Origin of the sequence: Brotaphodocola sp. (assembly GCF_050873365.1) — a bacterium.
Classification (GTDB): domain Bacteria; phylum Bacillota; class Clostridia; order Lachnospirales; family Lachnospiraceae; genus Brotaphodocola.
The window spans coordinates 1-16,459 of sequence record NZ_JBNMIQ010000020.1 but is presented as its reverse complement, the minus strand read 5'-3'; the positions used below and the strand labels follow the sequence as shown (position 1 = coordinate 16,459).

Sequence of the window (16,459 nt, the reverse complement as noted above, 5' to 3'; positions counted from 1 at the left end):
TCCTTCTCAGTCCTCGCTCACCCGCGCTTCCTGATTTCTCCACATCTCACACGCAGTTTTCCACTATTTTCCCGCATTTTCTCAATCGCCCCAGCAATGCACATCTCATCCGCTGTGTTCAAAACAATCCGCTGTATCTCGGCTGGGGATGCAGACTCTCATAATTTCTGCAAAGCTCCATAAAGTCGCGAATCGGTGCGGTCAAAAGTTTATCTCTGTGATAGACCATGTAAAAATAGCGCTGAAATTCCACTCCCCGCACATGAATCTCCCGAATCTGCCCGCTCTTTAAGGGTGCTTCCACCATCCGGCGCGGAACTATCGAGATTCCAAGTCCGGAGATCACTGCGTTGACCAGAGCTGTCGTGCTCGTCGCCTCCCACGATGTTTTTAATTGAATCGAAAAAGGTTCCAGAACTTTCTCAATCGACTCCCTCGTCCCGCTCCCCGGCTCCCTGAGAAGCAGTCTCTGAGATGCAAATTCCTCGACAGTCATCTCCTGAATTTTTTTCGGAAGTTCATCCGAAATCTCATCCGGTCTTTCTTGCCGTTTGGCAGGTGCTTCCTGTCCCTGCATGCCTCGTTGATCTTCACGGAACAAATCCTGCAAGTCCCGTTCTTTGGAATTTCCCGGCGCAATGATCACGAGATAATCCTCCATGTACTTCTCCGCAATCAGATGGTCCTCATGCACCGGACTCTCGACAAGCGCGATATCCAGCTCATTGTTCAGGATTTTTTTCTCGATCCGGTCTGACGGTCCGATCAGCACCTGCGTGTCGATATTCGGATGGGTCTTCGCATACTCCTCGACATAACCCGGCATAAACTGTGAGCCGATCGTGATACTGCTCCCAACCCTGAGAACTCCACGGCTTCCCCAGCTCTTCATCCCTTCTTCCATGTCGTCAAAGAGACCAAGAATGCGCACAACATACTCCCGAAACTGTTTACCCGCTTCCGTCAGATAGAGCCGTTTCCCGAGACGGTCAAAGAGATTGACCCCGTAATACTGTTCAAGTTCCTGAATTGCGACCGTCACCGCCGGCTGTGCCATGTAGAGCTGGTTTGCCGTCCGCGTCAGGTTGTTTCCATTCTCCGTCACTGCCAGAAAAATCCGCATATGCCGTATTGTCATATCTCTGCCTGTCCCCCTCCAGATCGATTCCTATCGTCTTATCGTTTTATTATAAGTTTTTCTCTGAAAGGGTACAAGCAATATTCTCCTGAATTTATATCACTATTTTATTTTTTGGTCCCGTTCATGCGTTGCACAAACTGCATCATTTATGTTTCTCTCGCGTTCTTTATCCCGTTCGGTTTTGAAGGTTCTCGAAACATCTGCCGTTCTCTCTGATTACTTTCCAAAACGCTTTCTCATAAGTGGCTTGATTCCACCTGCCTCCAGAATCTTCATCGCCTGATCGCCGAGCTTGTCGCATGGATAAGATTCTTTAGTCTCCTCCACCGTGATAAGTCCCTTTTCGATGTCCAGAGTCAAAGTCTGACCATCCTTCACCTTCTGGCTGATTCCCGGACAGGTTACCAGCACGAGTCCAAGGTTGATCGAATTTCGGAAGAAAATTCTTGCAAACGAGTCGGCAATTACCGCCCGTGCTCCCATATTTAAGAGTGCAATCGGAGCGTGTTCTCTACTGCTTCCACAGCCGAAATTCTTTCCCGCTACAACAATTCCACCCTCCGGAAAATTCTCCGCAATCTTCTCATCCACCCCGCTCAGGCAGTGAGTTCCGATCTCCTTCGGATCACTGATTGCCAGATAACATCCCGGATAAATCTGATCGGTATCAATGTTATTTCCCACCACAATAATTTTTCCTGTCATTCTTGTCTCCATCTTAACTGCTCCCTTCCTGATTTCTCCCACAACATTCTCTCTTGCCTGCACACTTGATTTTACTTACTCATTCGTTTTTTCTTGCGCATGCATGTTTCCTGATCGTTCTATCTCTTTCCACTCTTACAGATCTCACAGATACTTTCTCGGATCTGTGATCACACCATTCAAAATGCTGGACGCAACGGTTGCCGGACTTGCCAGATAAATCTTTGCCTCCTTTGAACCCATGCGCCCCGGAAAGTTGCGGTTCGTCGAGCTGATGCAGACCTCACCGGGTGCGAGAATTCCCTCATGTGCGCCAAGACATGCTCCACATCCCGGCGTCGTGATCGTCGCTCCCGCTTTCATCAGATCCTGAATATATCCCTTTTCCAGACAGGAAAGCATCACCTCATTCGATGCCGGAACAATGACAAGTCTCGTGTACTCCGGAATGTGTTTTCCTTTCAGAATCTTCGCTGCGATTGCGATATCTTCCTCGCGTCCACCGGTACAGCTTCCGATATATCCCTGATTCAGCTTCACCTCTCCGTTTTTCACAACCTCCGTCAGCGGGAATACATTCTCCACACTGTGCGGGCAGGAAAGCTGAGGCTCCAGTTCCTCCACGTTAAATACATAGCTCTCTGCATACTCAAAATCCGGATCGGTCTCCACAACCTCATAATCGCGCACCGCACGCGCAGATACATAGTCGAGTACATCCTGATTCGGTTGCATGTAAGCCGTCTTTGCTCCCATCTCCACTGCCATGTTGCAGACTACCATGCGTCCTGCGACATTTAAGTTTTCTACATAGCTTCCCGTGAAATCAATCGCCTTATAGACCGCTCCGTCTGCTCGAATCTTCCCGAGCACGCTCAGAATCACATCTTTTGGATACACTCCCTTAGGCGCTTCTCCCTCAAGACGAACCTCGATAATCTCCGGAACACGGAACCACAGCTCACCGGTCATCATAATCGTCGCCATATCCGTCGCTCCACATCCGGTTCCCATCGCACCAAATGCACCGTGAGTCGTCGTGTGGCTGTCTGTCGCCACAACAATCATTCCCGGATAAATCACGCCAGCTTCCGGCATAACCTGATGGCAGACACCACAGTTTGTATCAAAGTGAAACTTGAGATTATTTTTCTTCGCAAATTCTCTCATCGCCTTATGATTTTCCGCACTCTTGACATCCGGGGTCGGAGCATAATGATCAAATACAAATGCCAGCCGGGTCGGGTCCCAGACCTTCTCTCCTCCCATCTCATTAAAGGATAAGATCGTCTGTAAATACAGATCGTTGATCTCCGCAAAATCTACCTTTGCTGTCACGATTTCGCCCGCACTCACCTTTTCTCTTCCACTGTTTTTTGCAAGAATCTTTTCAATCGCATGCATCTTGTTATTCTCCCTTCTTTTTTGGTTTTCCCTCTGTACCTGTTCTCTCTGTACACATTGCCTTTTTCACATCTGGTCTCTTATTTCTTGTCTAGTCTCTCATCCAGTCTGTCTTTTTGTATTTCGTATATCGTATACGATATTCATTTATGTGAGTAAAACGATAGCATATTTGCTCTATTTTTTCAATATCTTTTTAATATTTTTTATATTTTATACATTATGCACATAATCGTGTCCCCATTTTTATCACATTTGACACGCTTTTTTATTGTATGATATGATTAACATTATTTCAGGAAGAGGTATGATTATGGAATCATTGGAACTAATTCCCGTCCGAATTCGGATCACTTCGATCTTAAAAAAAGCAATTTTTAACGGGGAATATAAAAGCGGAGATGAACTCAGTCTGACCGACATCGCAAAAAAGCTCGGCGTCAGCCGGACTCCTGTGCGCGAAGCCTTTCAGGCACTCGAGGCAGACGGTCTGATTGAACTTCGCATGAACAAAGGCGCAATCGTAAAGAACATTGATGAAAAATTCATCCGGGATCACTATGAGATGCGGATTCTGTTGGAGGGCGAGGCAACCGCCCGATCTGCCAGAAATGGAATGGAGGTTTCAGAACTTCTCACCCGTCTCTACCATTTTCAGGACAATTTTGACACCATGAGTGTCCGCGACTATGAGGACTTGAATTTCGACGTCCATTCTGCAATCTGGAAGGCCGCCGATAATCAGAAACTCTACGACTATCTCGTCAACCTCTGGAACGGTCCGTCTGTCGGAAAATACAATTCCGCAAAAGATCATTATGCCCAGTCCACAAAGGAGCATATCGAGATTCTTCTCGCCATCCGCAATCACGATGCAGAGTCAGCACGCCATGACATGCATCAGCATATTGAGCGCAGTATGAACAACATTCTTCGCAATTTAAACCAGACGCAGGAAGCCTGATTTTTTACTTGTCCTGCTCTGCAAATATCTAAAATCTATAACATTTAAATCTATAAAAACATCCTGTTTTCGTCTTATGGAGAACAGGATGTTTTTTATTTATATTTCCATTTATATGAATTTTCATATGATTTTGATATGATTATATTATTTTTCATATAAGCGTTCTGGTGATATAGTAGGGGAGGCATCAGAAAACGATTGAAAACAATTCTGATCTCTATTCAAAAAACTCTCTCGAAAGGAGTCAACAAGTTCTATGAGTTCTATGGAAAATGAAAAACCGGCGCAGGATAAACGCGCCATTCTGAAAAAACTTTTCTTCTCCACGCTCTATTTGAGCACATTCACATTCGGAGGAGGATATGTCATTGTCAGCCTTCTGAAAACAAAATTTGTGGACGAGCTCCACTGGATCGATGAAAATGAGATGCTCGATCTGATCGCGATCGCCCAGTCCTCACCGGGCGCGATTGCTGTCAACGGAGCGATCGTCGTCGGATACAAGCTCGCGGGCATGACCGGAATCCTCTTCGCGATTCTCGGTGCGATTCTTCCGCCGTTTGTGATCATCACCGCGATCTCTGCATTCTACACGGCATTTAAAGAAAACTTCTTTATCCAGAATATGCTGAGCGGAATGAGAGCCGGAGTCGGTGCAGTCATCATCTCCGTCGTCTACGATATGGGACGCGGTGTCGCAAAGCTCCGCTCCCTGATCCTGATCTTGATTATGATCGGAGCATTCCTCGCTAATTACTACTTCAAGATCAATGTGATCCTGATCATCCTGCTCACCGCCCTGATCGGAGCGATCCGAACCATCATCTCCACCAAAAAAAAGGCAGGTTCTGATTCCAACGCTCACTGAGACTGAGCAAAACAAAAAACATAAAGGAGTGTCCTATGATTTACCTTCAACTTTTTCTTGCGTTCCTGCAAATCGGCGCCTTCAGCTTCGGTGGCGGGTACGCTGCCATGCCGTTGATTCAAGCCCAGGTTATCGAAAAATATCACTGGTTGACTTTAAACGACTTCACAAACCTGATCACGATTGCGGAAATGACTCCGGGACCGATCGCCGTCAATTCCTCAACGTTCGTCGGCAATCAGGTTGCCGGAATTCCGGGCGCGATCGTCGCAACGATCGGCTGTATCCTCCCTTCCTGCATCTTCGTCACGATTCTCGCAAAGCTCTACGCGAAATACCGCAACCTGCGCCTGATGAAGGGAATTCTCGAGTCGCTTCGCCCGGCTGTCGTCGCAATGATCCTGACCGCCGGCATCACGATTCTCGTCCCGACCTTCTTCGGTGACGGAACGATTCACCTCACAAACGGAAACCTGCAAATCCGCTATCTGATCTACTTCGCAGTCGCAATGGTCTGCCTGCGAAAAGTGAAGATCGACCCGATCAAGGTCATGGTCTCCTGTGGCTTCGCAGAAGTGCTGTACCAGCTCGTACTGTCGTGGCTTCCGATCTAAAAAATAATTGTCCCTATTCCCTGTCAGAATCAGAGATCTATCCATCTTATGAACGGACAATGAAACAATTAAATCTATAAAACGACAAAAACCAGAGAGGTTTTCCATTTTTCGGAAATTCTCCCTGGTTTTATTTTTTATCACTATTTCTTTATTCCTTTATCCTGAAGATCTTCTCTGTTTCCCAAAACGATCGAATTATCAGTCAGACAAAAGAAATGTTTCACTCATCCTTCGCATCTGTCAAATAGCGGTAGACATCGCGCTTCGGAATTCCACGGTCTTTTGCGACGCGCTTCATCGCCTCTTTTTTGTCAATTCCCTGATTCAGATAGAGATCCATATGTTCCTCAATCGACATTTCTTCCCACGACTGTTGCTGTTCTTTTTGAATCTCATTGAAACTGCGTCCCGCAATGACAAGCACACACTCGCCCTTTGGCTCTTCGGTCTCAAATCGCTCCAAAAGTCCCGCAAACGTGCTCTGGAAACCCTCCTCGTACTTCTTTGTGAGTTCCCGACAAAGCGTCAGTTTACGGTCAGCTCCAAGCACCCCTGCAAGCTCCTCGAGCGTGCGCACAAGGTGGTGCGGTGCCTCATAGATAATCATCGTCCGCGTTTCCTGTTTGAGTTCCTCAAGCACCCACTGACGCTCCTTCTTGTCGACCGGCAAAAATGCCTCAAAGCAGAAACGTCTCGTCAACTGCCCGGACATCGTGAGCGCCGTGATGCAGGCAGCCGGTCCCGGAAGCGAAGTCACTGGAATTCCCGCCTCATAACACTGGCGCACCAGCTCCTCTCCCGGATCGGAAATGCCCGGAGTTCCCGCGTCTGTGATGACTGCAATATTCACACCTTTTTTCATCTGCTCCACCAGATAACGTGCCTTGTCCACCTTGTTGTACTCGTGGTAGCTCGTCATCGGAGTCTTGATCTCAAAATGATTCAGCAGTTTGATGCTGTGACGGGTATCTTCCGCTGCAATCAGATCCACTTCCTGAAGCGTCTTTAACACGCGCAGGGTAATATCATCCAGATTTCCGATCGGTGTGGCACACAGATACAGCTTTCCGACTGTCGTTTCTTCCATGCCATCTTCCCCCTTTTTCCTCTCTCTGTTCACGCATGATTTTTTCTCATTTTCAGATTTTTAAATTTCGTTTTTATTTACTATCGTTTCATCTGCTATCGCTCCACCGGCGAGTAAAGTCGGACAAACTCGTTTTCACTCCGGGTTCGGCGTAACGGTGCATAAGGTCGTAAAATAAATACACGACCTAAACACCGACGCCTCACACGGGTTTGCCCGTACTTTCTCGCCTTGTGTCGCTTCAAAATTTAGATTCATGCATTATGTGTTTTGTATTCTATCGTATCGACCTGTATACCCTGTATCAAATCACATTTTTAGTATCCGTAGATCGTATAAATCTCATCCGTATACACGCCCTGGCTTTTGTATACAATAATTGGTGGCTCTATGTTCATCATCGCCCCGCCTCCGCGCACTGCCTCGATCAAAACCATGTTTGCCTCCTTGTCGACAAACGGATGCACAAACTTAATTCTCTTCGGCTCTAAGCGATAGTCGTGCAGAAGCGTGATCATCTCCGTGAGTCTGCGCGGGCGATGAACCATGTAAAAATGACCACCTGACTTGAGAAGCGCACTCGCCTCGCGCACAACATCCTCAAGCGTGCAGAGCACCTCATGGCGGGCAATTGCCTTTGGCAGATCCGGATTCTTGAGTCCATGCGTATCGTTCATGTAAGGCGGGTTGGAAGTCACCACATCAAACGAAGCCTTTCCAAAAATCTGGCTTGCCTCCTTGATGTCTCCATTCACAATCGAAACTCGATCCTGAAGTCCATTGAGATTCACACTGCGCTGTGCCATCTCTGCCATCTCCGCCTGAATCTCAAGACCCGTAAAATGCTCTCCCTGTGTCTTCGCATTCATCAGAATCGGAATGATGCCCGTTCCCGTTCCAAGATCAATCGCGCGACCGCCCGGTTTCACACGCGCAAAACCGGATAACAGCACCGCATCCATACCAAAACAAAATCCGTTTTTCTTCTGGATGATGCGGTATCCGTTTCGCTGGAGATCGTCGATTCTCTCATCTTCGTGACACTCCGCCTCACACTTCAAATCATTATCCTTATTTTGATTTCTCTGCTCGTTCGGATTTTTCCTGTCGCTCAGACTTTTCTGTCCGTTCGGATCGCTCTGATTTTTCGGCTTTTTCTGATCTGTCTGCTCTCTCTGATCGATCTGATCTTTCCGATCTTTCTGACTCTCTTTTTCCATTATTTTTCGGTTTTCCTTCCCGCTTTTCCAGTGCCTCGAGTTTCTTCAATTCTGCGTCTTCGACATCGACTTTTCCTTTTCTGCGACGCGGACGGAATTTGAGCTGTTCCACCTTATACTCGCGAATCTCTTTCTCATCGCGCTCCACCATGACGATGACCTTGACTGTCTGGCGAAGCACATTGACACTCTGCACCTCTCCCTTTAAACCGTCATCTGTCGTCACATAATCTCCAATTCCCGGGAGCTTGCTGTTCAAATATTCGTAAGTCTCCTCCTCGTTTTTCAGACAGCACATCAGGCGACCGCAGACACCCGAAATCTTTGAGGGATTCAGGGAAAGATTCTGCTCCTTTGCCATCTTGATCGACACTGGAATAAACTCGGACAAATAAGAGTGACAGCAGAGTGCACGACCACAGATGCCGACTCCACCGACGATCTTTGTCTCATCACGTACTCCAACCTGACGCAGTTCGATTCTCGTCTTGAAGACGCTCGCCAGATCCTTTACCAGCTCACGGAAATCGATTCTGCCATCTGCCGTGAAATAAAATAGAATCTTGTTATTGTCAAACGTGTACTCGACATCGATCAGCTTCATCTCAAGACCATGCTTGCGAATTTTTTCTTTACAAATCCGGAACGCTTCTTTTTCTTTGACTTTATTATTTTCCTCTCTCGCCTCATCATCCTTATTTGCCATGCGGATCACGGTCTTCAACGGCTGTACCACCTTGCTGTCGTCCACATCCCGACTTCCCAGCACAACAAATCCAAACTCGATTCCGCGGGCAGTCTCCACAATTACATGTTCTCCAGCCTTAATCTCCAATTTTCCCGGAGAAAAGTAATAGATTTTTCCCGCCTCACGAAATCTGACACCAATTACTCTCGTCATTGACTCTTCTATCTCCTTCAATTATCTCCCTTAATTTCTTAATTTTCCTTCATCGTCAGCAGAAGCAGTTCCATCGCCAGCTCCATATTGACATTCGCATCGAGACGCACTCTCGCCTTGTCTACTGCCTCGAGAATCCGCTCAATTCCATCATAACCACTGTTCTGACTGATCTCATTTACCGTGCGGAATTCCTCCTTGAAAATCAGCTGGTTGATGTCTTTCGTAACCTTGTACAGCAGAATATCCCGATACCACAACTGAATGAAATCCAGACACTCGTAAATGTCCAGACCATCCTCCTTCATCTTTCGAATCTCGTCAAGAAGTTCGGAAATATCTGCCTGTTTTACATGGCGAAGCAGACCGAGAATCTCCTGATGAAGATGCTTGAAATCCTCCGAGGATGCCAGAGAAATCGCCTTGCCGAGATTTCCTCTCGCAAACGCCGAATAGATCTCCGCATCTGCCTCCTGCACATGCAACTGTTCCGTCAGATAATTTTTCACCATGTAATCCCGAAGCGGTTTTAATTTCAACTGAACACAGCGCGACAAAATCGTCGGAAGAAAGGCATCCACATTCGTCGTCAGCAACAGAATCACCGCATATGCCGGCGGTTCCTCAATCGTCTTGAGCAGAGCATTCTGCGCCTGCTGAGTCATCTTCTCCGCCTCATCCACAATGTAAATCTTATAATAACTGCTGTAAGGGCGCACCATGATCGTATCGTTGATCTGAGTACGAATATCCTCCACACCGATTGTATTCGGCTTCTCATGAGTCACATAAATCAGATCCGGATGACTTCCGCTCAAAACCTGCTTGCAGGCATGACACTCCATACATGGCTCTGTGCCATCCTGCTCACACAAAAGCGTCATCGCAAACGCATCTGCCAGAGTCTTCTTTCCCATTCCGGCTTCCCCTGAAAGAATATAGGCATGAGATACCTTGTGATTCCTTACCGCAGTCTGCATATGATCCTTGATCTGTTCATGTCCGATAATTTCCCGAAATGTCTTCATGGCACGCACCTCCCAATCTTTATCTGTTCAAAACGCACTCGATCTCTCATGCATCACCATCCATGCACGATCCAATCTTTCTTTCCTCATACGTTCTGAGTGAAATCTATTTGTTATTTAATTTCAACCAATAACTCTTTGCAAAGCAGTTATATAAAAAGAATGTGCCTTGGCACATTCTTGCGCTGAGGCGCGGTTGCTTCAGCAACCATCTTCTCCTGCGCCGAGTGCGCATCCTCGCGGAGCGTTTTTCGTATGATAGGATGCAATTTCCTATCATATGAAAAATATTGTAGCACAAATATATGGTTTTATCAAAATTTCTGTCGCCTAATTTTCGCTTTCTGCGCCGATGCAGTTACGGTTTATGCGCATGTGCCCAGTAACAGAATTGCCGTAGTTAATAAACACGGCAACCTTCCCTAAATCGTCTTAAGAATCTCATCCACGCACTTATCCAGACTCTCATTTACAAAGAAAGTGGAAATCCCCAATCGCTCCAACTTTTCCTGTGCAAAATCTTCCTCATCTGCAAGGAAACGTCTGCAAAGTTCCGCGTAATTCGGTTTCTTCTGCGTCTTCTCCCTCTCAAGTGCACGTTCGAGACGAACTCCATCATCGACCGTTATATACAGCGGTTTTACTACCTCTTCTCCGTAGTACTCCCTGAGTTTCTCGTAGGATTCCAACGTGCCGATTGCCAGATAATCTGCCTCATCCAGACAGATTCGTCCGTCATCAACAGTCGCATAACTCCACGGTCCACAGACCGTCTGGTATGTCCGCATCTCGATGATTCTGCCCTGCTCCCGAAATTTTTCCAGATCCTCCGGCTTTGCAAAATAATACTCTCTTCCCTCACACTCGCCGTCTCTCATCGGGCGCGTTGTATACAAAACAACTCTGCGCAGTCGCGGACATTTTTTCAAAAGTTCTCTGTAAATGGTATCTTTTCCCGATGCGCTTTTTCCCATCAAATAATAGATCTTCCCCATTTTGCACCCTCTCTATCTCAATCTCACGGATATTCCCATTTTTTATCACTTTATCTTATCGAACGAATTCCACCTTGTTGCCATTCGATATCTCCGGTCATTTTTCTCCTAATCTTCTGTGCAGACACGAAGAACATTTGCCTTTGTATCCGCCATGCCCTGAACCGGAAGTCCAATCTTTTTATAATAAAAAATCTGCCGAAGCATCTCTCTCTTGATTTTTTCTCCCGGCGCAATGATCGGAATTCCCGGCGGATAGAGATAGACAAATTCTCCGGAAATTCTTCCCTCACAGGCTTTAAGTGGCAATTCCTCCCATGGCGCATCGACCGCTTTTGCAGGTGTCATGCAGATTTCCGGAAGTTCCCATTTTTTCTGAAGATCAAACTCGGTTCCAAGTTGCATCTCTTTCCGATCTGCGCTCTCACTTTCCTCTTTCTCAAATTCAGAACACTTCTCTCTCTCAATCTTTTGATCGATCTCCTCGAGCGCCGTGCAAAGACGTTCAAAATTTTCTTCCGTATCTGAGGAAGTCGCGATCGCGACGACATAATCCGTCCCGCACATTTCCATCTCAATGTGGTACTCTTTTCGCAACCAGTCTCCAAGAATCTCTCCCGTCATCTTCTCGCGACTCACACGCTTCTCGATCTCCTGGCTTTCATCTTTCCCACATCGTTTCTGTGCACAATCCTGCTCTTCATGCTCAAGCGTATTTTCCGCAATCCTTACACAGCCCCCGCAGGAAACCACAATCTTCGCAGGGTCCATGTCGTAAATACCAGCCCTTGACTTTAAAGAATGACTCACCTTATTCGCGCTACACGTTGTGCTTTCCACGTTCTGCTCTTCTCTGCGACCTTCTACGCCATTTTTCCGCAAATCATAGGGCAATGCCACTCGCAGATAATTTAAGTGCTCCAAACGGCTGTAAACGCGTCTCAGACGCTCTGCAAGCACAGCCATCTGCTCTCTTCCGCTCTGCTCCATCTCATAGATACTGCTCTCAATCGATGCCATCATCACATAGGACGGACTGCTCGTCTGATAGATCTGAAGATATCGCTCAAGCCTTCCGAGATCAACCCTCTTTTCGCCCTCTCTCGTCAGATGAAGAACCGCCGTCTGCGTCAGAGACGGCAAGGTTTTGTGCAGACTCTGAATCACAAGATCTGCCCCACAGTCAATCGCAGAAACCGGAAAATCCTCCCCTCCAAACGGGAAATGCGCCCCGTGCGCCTCATCCACGATCAACGGAAGCTCATAGCGATGCACAACATCCGCAATCGCCTGGACATCCGATACCATTCCATCATAGGTTGGGGAGACAATCAGAACTGCCTCGGTGTCTGGATTTTTCTGAAGCATATTTTCCACATCTTCTGCAAGGATTCCACCCTGTATCCACAATCCCGGGAGGATTTGTGGATAAACATAGTCTGTTTTCAACTGATTGAGGATAACGCTATGGTAAGCCGATTTATGGCAATTTCTGCTCATCAGAATTCTTCCACCCGGATGAACACACGCGCTCACCGCACTCAAAATCCCGCAACTGCTTCCATTCACCAGATACCAGGTCTTCGCTGTTCCATACACCCCAGATGCCCAGTCCATCGATTCTCTTAGAATCCCCTCCGGGTGATGAAGATTGTCAAACCCGTCAATCTCCGTGATGTCAATCGCAAACGGATTCGGAAATTCCTCTCTCATTCCTTCCCCGCTCTGACGCTTATGTCCCGGCATATGAAATGGACATGCATCCGACTCTGCATAGCGCTTCAGACGCGAAATCAAAAGATCTTCTTTTCTCATATTATACAACTCCGATCACATGGTTATCTTTACGGTATCACCAAGAATTTTCTGTTCAGAAAGTTCCTGCCTGTATCCAATCACATAACCAGTTACTGTTCACGCGCACGTGCCCAGTAACGGAATTTGCCGTGGCTTCGCATTTAAATACGGCAAATTCCCGCTACCACCACGTTATCTTACGGTACTTTCGGTTCCAAAAGTGCCTACCTCTGAACAGTAACCATAACCACAAAAGTGCATTTTATTTTAGCACAGAACGGCTTTACATTCCACCACCTTTTTACTATAATATTTTGGGATTTTTATCGAAAATTCTATTGGAATTTATTTCTTGAATGAAAACCATAAATTTATTATTTAAGGAGATGATCGAATTGCGTGAAATGGAATTTAAAATGGAACGCCAAGGGCTCGTCAACATCGGAGACAAGGTAGAAGTCATCGAGCGAGAGGGCTTCAACTACAGCTACATCATTGAGCCTGCGGTCGCCATGTCCGGCTGTTACAAAAACCGTGATCGTCTGAAATCCAGAGAAGGAATTGTAAAAGACATCCGCGAGAATTCCCGCGGTTTCTATGTGATCGTAGAATTTGATGAGTAAATTTAAACACCGATCTCATCTACACAAAAATCTCGAAAAAATAGAAAAATCCGATTCATCGAATTTATAAGACGAATAGAAATTTGTTGCTGTATGATATTACGGTATGTACAAAGGTATTCTTGATTTCGTAGCAGATTAGAAAAGCGCCGGAGGTAGGAAAGTCACTGCAAACCCGTGCGAGACGTTGGTGCTTAGTTCGCGTATTTTGCGAACTTATGCACCATTACGTCGAGCCCGGAGCGAGAGCGCGTTTGCAGGACTTATTCTACCGTAGGCGCTATTTATTTTTGTTTTTATTTTATTCTTAATTCTTATTCTGTTTTTTGTTCCAGTATTTCCTTGCCGTTGTCAAGCGCCACTTCTCCATCACTCCACAAACGTCCGATCCTTATCCGGAATCACAAGCACTTTCCTCCAGATCGGCTCCGGCTCTTTTCCGCGTTTCCAGTTGTTATCCGTCCAGTAGCAATAGACTTCTCCATCCTGCTCCATTACAAATTGCAGATCATCATTTCCCGTCGTCTCCACCTGTTTCCGGAGCTCCTCATCATTCAGATAACTGATCTGTCCCGCCGGCGAGATCACCGCAATGATTCCGCGATTACTTACCCAGCTCTTCGGCTTATAGGACGCATAGATCTCGCCAGACGATTTCGAATACGACATTTCCATGATTCTTCCCTTAAAACGTTCTCCGATCATCACAGTCTCTCCGACATTTGCGAGCGGTCTGCGATAAATCTCACTGTACTGGATTCCATCTCTCTTGCGCACGAAAACACTGTAATACATCTGCCCATCCGCAATGCAGAAGCTGTCGATTCCTTTTCCCTGCTCAAGAAAAAGACTTTCCTCACCAGCTTCCTCCTTATAGATCGCAGATTCTCCATCCCCATTCTCACTCAGAAAATACGAGATTCCTGCATACTCGCGCTGTGCCGGATTGCACTCTGCGATCCGATTTCCGTCCATAATGAAAACCCGATCCTCATAGGGCAGGCTTCCATCCTCCTGCGTCTGAAGCGTTCGTCCGAGCATATCATAAAGCACGATATCATCGCCGTCCGCCATCGCATAAAAACTGCATGCCTTCTTCTCGAAAATCTCATTCTCCCCGATTCTCTGAATCCGGTCATACTGGGAAACGTAGATCCCATCTTCCCAGAACGAATAATTGTCGACATCCCGTGCAATGATCTCAATCTCATCCATCTTATCGGCATCTCCACTCATCCGATACAGGGTGTGATCCAGCTCACTCCAGACATTTTTGAGCTCACTGTCCTCTCTCTCCTGACACGGCAGATAGTACGTCCATCCGCCATGAGTCTGTATCTCCGGATTGCTCAGATCAGAGTCCGCAAATTCAGACTCCTCTAACGGAAGCGAGTAGAGCACTTGACCATTGTCGGACAGATAAACTGCCTTCGCTCCCACCTGAATGCAGTTCTCCTTCTTTTCGTCCTCCGTCTCCTCACTCTCCGATTCCAGATCAATCTTTCGCTCAAACGGAGCCTGAAGCACATCGATCTGATGCTTTACTTTCCAGATGCCGACCGCAAGAATCCCCATCGACACAAGAAAGAGGGCGACAGAGAAAACTCCCTGCACTGCAGTCTTTTTGACGCTCACGCGCTCCGGGATCTCCTGGTCATCCACGATTCCAAGCCGGTCCTCGATCTCCAGCAGAAGAGAGGTCTCATCCAAATTGGAGAAACGCTCCTTTTGTGCCTCCTTTGACTGCATCTTTTCTTCTGCATGAGATGCCTCAAGCATCTCCCGGCTTGCATCAAGTTTTGTCTCCGCAAGAAAGTCTTCCCGTTTGATCAGCCAGTCGATCGGCGACTTCTCCTTTTGAAGCTGTTCTCCCCGCTGATAGGCTTCCATATAGGTCAGAATCAGGAGTTCTCTGATCTTTTCCTCTTGATTAAAAATCAGCTTTGCATGGCGATAAAGTTTCTGATACGTCACAATATAGAGATTTTCAAACTCAATCAGCCACACCGCTTTTTCTGGTTCACTCTGATTTCTCATAGGCGTTTTCCTCATTCTTTCATCTTATCAGATTCCGCTCAATTTGACAATCAATTTGACCATCTTAACCATCTGACTTAAGCATCTGATTTGTTGTCATTTTCTTAGATTCCCATTGATTCTCGTTTTCAGATTTCCGGATAACAAAAATGGCGGAAACCCTTTTTCAAGGATTTCCGCCATAATACGCCTGAGCGTGCCGGGATTCGAACCCGGGACAACTTGATTAAAAGTCAAGTGCTCTACCGACTGAGCTACACGCCCATATGCCTTGGACCGGAATCGAACCAGTGACACGAGGATTTTCAGTCCTCTGCTCTACCAACTGAGCTACCAAGGCACAAAATTGCGGGGATAGGATTTGAACCTATGACCTTCGGGTTATGAGCCCGACGAGCTTCCAGACTGCTCCACCCCGCGACAATAATAACAACAATATTCAATTGTTGAGTGGGGGAAAGTGGATTCGAACCACTGAAGGCATAGCCAGCAGATTTACAGTCTGTCCCCTTTGGCCACTCGGGAATTCCCCCATATTTAATACTTTAAGCCGATAATCGGACTCGAACCGATAACCTGCTGATTACAAATCAGCTGCTCTGCCAATTGAGCCATATCGGCGAACCAGGTATATCAAGAAAAAGTATGGGGCCTATAGGGCTCGAACCTATGACCCTCTGCTTGTAAGGCAGATGCTCTCCCAGCTGAGCTAAGACCCCATATTTAATATGAGAATGTGTGTATCAACTCACATTCAGCGACCCGGATGGGGTTCGAACCCACGACCTCCGCCGTGACAGGGCGGCGCTCTAACCAGCTGAGCCACCAGGCCAAATGTTTGAAGATATTTTTGACATGTACCTTCAAAACTGCACATTGAATCATCCGTTTTCTGTATTTCTCCTAAACCGTCTTGGTTAAGCCCTCAACCTATTAGTGACAGTCAGCTCCACACATTACTGCGCTTCCACCTCTGCCCTATCTACCTCGTCGTCTTCAAGGGGTCTTACTCTTGCGATGGGATATCTCATCTTGAGGGGGGCTTCACGCTTAGATGCCTTCAGCGTTT

General features: G+C 46.8%; 13 protein-coding genes, 7 tRNA genes, 1 rRNA gene and 1 pseudogene. 4 read left to right on the top strand and 18 right to left on the bottom strand.

The window, feature by feature from the left end; genetic code table 11:
• Window positions 1-118: 118 nt before the first annotated feature.
• The 3 genes from ACR0QT_RS10010 to ACR0QT_RS10000 all read right to left on the bottom strand — a co-directional run bounded on the left by ACR0QT_RS10010 (window position 119) and on the right by ACR0QT_RS10000 (window position 3,250).
• A complete protein-coding gene (locus ACR0QT_RS10010; RefSeq protein WP_432630646.1) occupies window positions 119-1,138 on the bottom strand; it encodes a LysR family transcriptional regulator in 1,020 nt (339 codons plus the stop codon).
• Between the two features lie 219 nt (window positions 1,139-1,357).
• Window positions 1,358-1,888 (bottom strand): 3-isopropylmalate dehydratase small subunit, encoded by a 531-nt coding sequence (locus ACR0QT_RS10005; protein WP_432630645.1) that lies wholly within the window; start codon window positions 1,886-1,888, stop codon window positions 1,358-1,360.
• Between the two features lie 102 nt (window positions 1,889-1,990).
• Window positions 1,991-3,250: a 3-isopropylmalate dehydratase large subunit gene (locus ACR0QT_RS10000; protein ID WP_432630644.1), complete on the bottom strand. Its 1,260-nt coding sequence runs from the start codon at window positions 3,248-3,250 to the stop codon at window positions 1,991-1,993.
• Between the two features lie 313 nt (window positions 3,251-3,563).
• Here ACR0QT_RS10000 and ACR0QT_RS09995 point away from each other — a divergent pair, with 313 nt between their 5' ends.
• From ACR0QT_RS09995 to ACR0QT_RS09985, 3 genes are all read left to right on the top strand, one after another.
• Window positions 3,564-4,214: a GntR family transcriptional regulator gene (locus ACR0QT_RS09995; protein WP_432630643.1), complete on the top strand. Its 651-nt coding sequence runs from the start codon at window positions 3,564-3,566 to the stop codon at window positions 4,212-4,214.
• A gap of 259 nt (window positions 4,215-4,473) precedes the next feature.
• The gene (locus ACR0QT_RS09990; RefSeq protein ID WP_432630642.1) at window positions 4,474-5,085 is read left to right on the top strand and encodes a chromate transporter; all 612 of its coding nucleotides are present in this window, start codon (window positions 4,474-4,476) and stop codon (window positions 5,083-5,085) included.
• Window positions 5,086-5,120: 35 nt separating this feature from the next.
• A complete protein-coding gene (locus ACR0QT_RS09985) occupies window positions 5,121-5,699 on the top strand; it encodes a chromate transporter (RefSeq protein WP_432630641.1) in 579 nt (192 codons plus the stop codon).
• A 223-nt stretch (window positions 5,700-5,922) separates the two neighbouring features.
• On the opposite strand, the gene rsmI is transcribed toward ACR0QT_RS09985, so the two are convergent.
• The 6 genes and pseudogenes from rsmI to ACR0QT_RS09955 form a co-directional block, all read right to left on the bottom strand.
• Window positions 5,923-6,789, bottom strand: coding sequence for a 16S rRNA (cytidine(1402)-2'-O)-methyltransferase (gene rsmI, locus ACR0QT_RS09980; RefSeq protein ID WP_432630640.1), 867 nt, complete (start codon window positions 6,787-6,789; stop codon window positions 5,923-5,925).
• A gap of 317 nt (window positions 6,790-7,106) precedes the next feature.
• A complete protein-coding gene (locus ACR0QT_RS09975; protein WP_432630639.1) occupies window positions 7,107-7,850 on the bottom strand; it encodes a tRNA1(Val) (adenine(37)-N6)-methyltransferase in 744 nt (247 codons plus the stop codon).
• Window positions 7,851-8,013: 163 nt separating this feature from the next.
• Window positions 8,014-8,910, bottom strand: a pseudogene (locus ACR0QT_RS09970) (PSP1 domain-containing protein); the annotation flags it as partial.
• Window positions 8,911-8,948: 38 nt separating this feature from the next.
• The gene (gene holB, locus ACR0QT_RS09965) at window positions 8,949-9,938 is read right to left on the bottom strand and encodes a DNA polymerase III subunit delta' (protein ID WP_432630638.1); all 990 of its coding nucleotides are present in this window, start codon (window positions 9,936-9,938) and stop codon (window positions 8,949-8,951) included.
• Between the two features lie 422 nt (window positions 9,939-10,360).
• Entirely contained in the window at window positions 10,361-10,933 is a 573-nt protein-coding gene (locus ACR0QT_RS09960; protein WP_432630637.1) for a guanylate kinase, read from the bottom strand.
• A 108-nt stretch (window positions 10,934-11,041) separates the two neighbouring features.
• Window positions 11,042-12,748 carry an aminotransferase class I/II-fold pyridoxal phosphate-dependent enzyme gene (locus tag ACR0QT_RS09955; protein ID WP_432630636.1) on the bottom strand — a complete coding sequence of 569 codons (1,707 nt, stop codon included), beginning with the start codon at window positions 12,746-12,748 and terminating at the stop codon, window positions 11,042-11,044.
• A gap of 377 nt (window positions 12,749-13,125) precedes the next feature.
• On the opposite strand from ACR0QT_RS09955, the gene ACR0QT_RS09950 reads away from it, so the two are divergent.
• Window positions 13,126-13,353 (top strand): hypothetical protein, encoded by a 228-nt coding sequence (locus ACR0QT_RS09950; protein WP_177977783.1) that lies wholly within the window; start codon window positions 13,126-13,128, stop codon window positions 13,351-13,353.
• Between the two features lie 369 nt (window positions 13,354-13,722).
• On the opposite strand, the gene ACR0QT_RS09945 is transcribed toward ACR0QT_RS09950, so the two are convergent.
• The 9 genes from ACR0QT_RS09945 to ACR0QT_RS09905 form a co-directional block, all read right to left on the bottom strand.
• On the bottom strand, window positions 13,723-15,390 hold the full coding sequence (locus tag ACR0QT_RS09945; protein ID WP_432630635.1) for a hypothetical protein: 1,668 nt from the start codon (window positions 15,388-15,390) through the stop codon (window positions 13,723-13,725).
• Window positions 15,391-15,581: 191 nt separating this feature from the next.
• A tRNA-Lys gene (locus tag ACR0QT_RS09940) sits at window positions 15,582-15,654 on the bottom strand.
• A gap of 3 nt (window positions 15,655-15,657) precedes the next feature.
• Window positions 15,658-15,730: transfer RNA gene (locus ACR0QT_RS09935), tRNA-Phe, on the bottom strand.
• Between the two features lie 6 nt (window positions 15,731-15,736).
• Window positions 15,737-15,810: transfer RNA gene (locus tag ACR0QT_RS09930), tRNA-Met, on the bottom strand.
• Window positions 15,811-15,841: 31 nt separating this feature from the next.
• Window positions 15,842-15,923: transfer RNA gene (locus ACR0QT_RS09925), tRNA-Tyr, on the bottom strand.
• 15 nt (window positions 15,924-15,938) lie between these two features.
• Window positions 15,939-16,011 (bottom strand) — tRNA-Thr (locus tag ACR0QT_RS09920).
• Between the two features lie 25 nt (window positions 16,012-16,036).
• Window positions 16,037-16,109 (bottom strand) — tRNA-Val (locus ACR0QT_RS09915).
• A gap of 39 nt (window positions 16,110-16,148) precedes the next feature.
• Window positions 16,149-16,222 (bottom strand) — tRNA-Asp (locus tag ACR0QT_RS09910).
• 81 nt (window positions 16,223-16,303) lie between these two features.
• A 23S ribosomal RNA gene (locus ACR0QT_RS09905) occupies window positions 16,304-16,459 on the bottom strand; the annotation flags it as partial.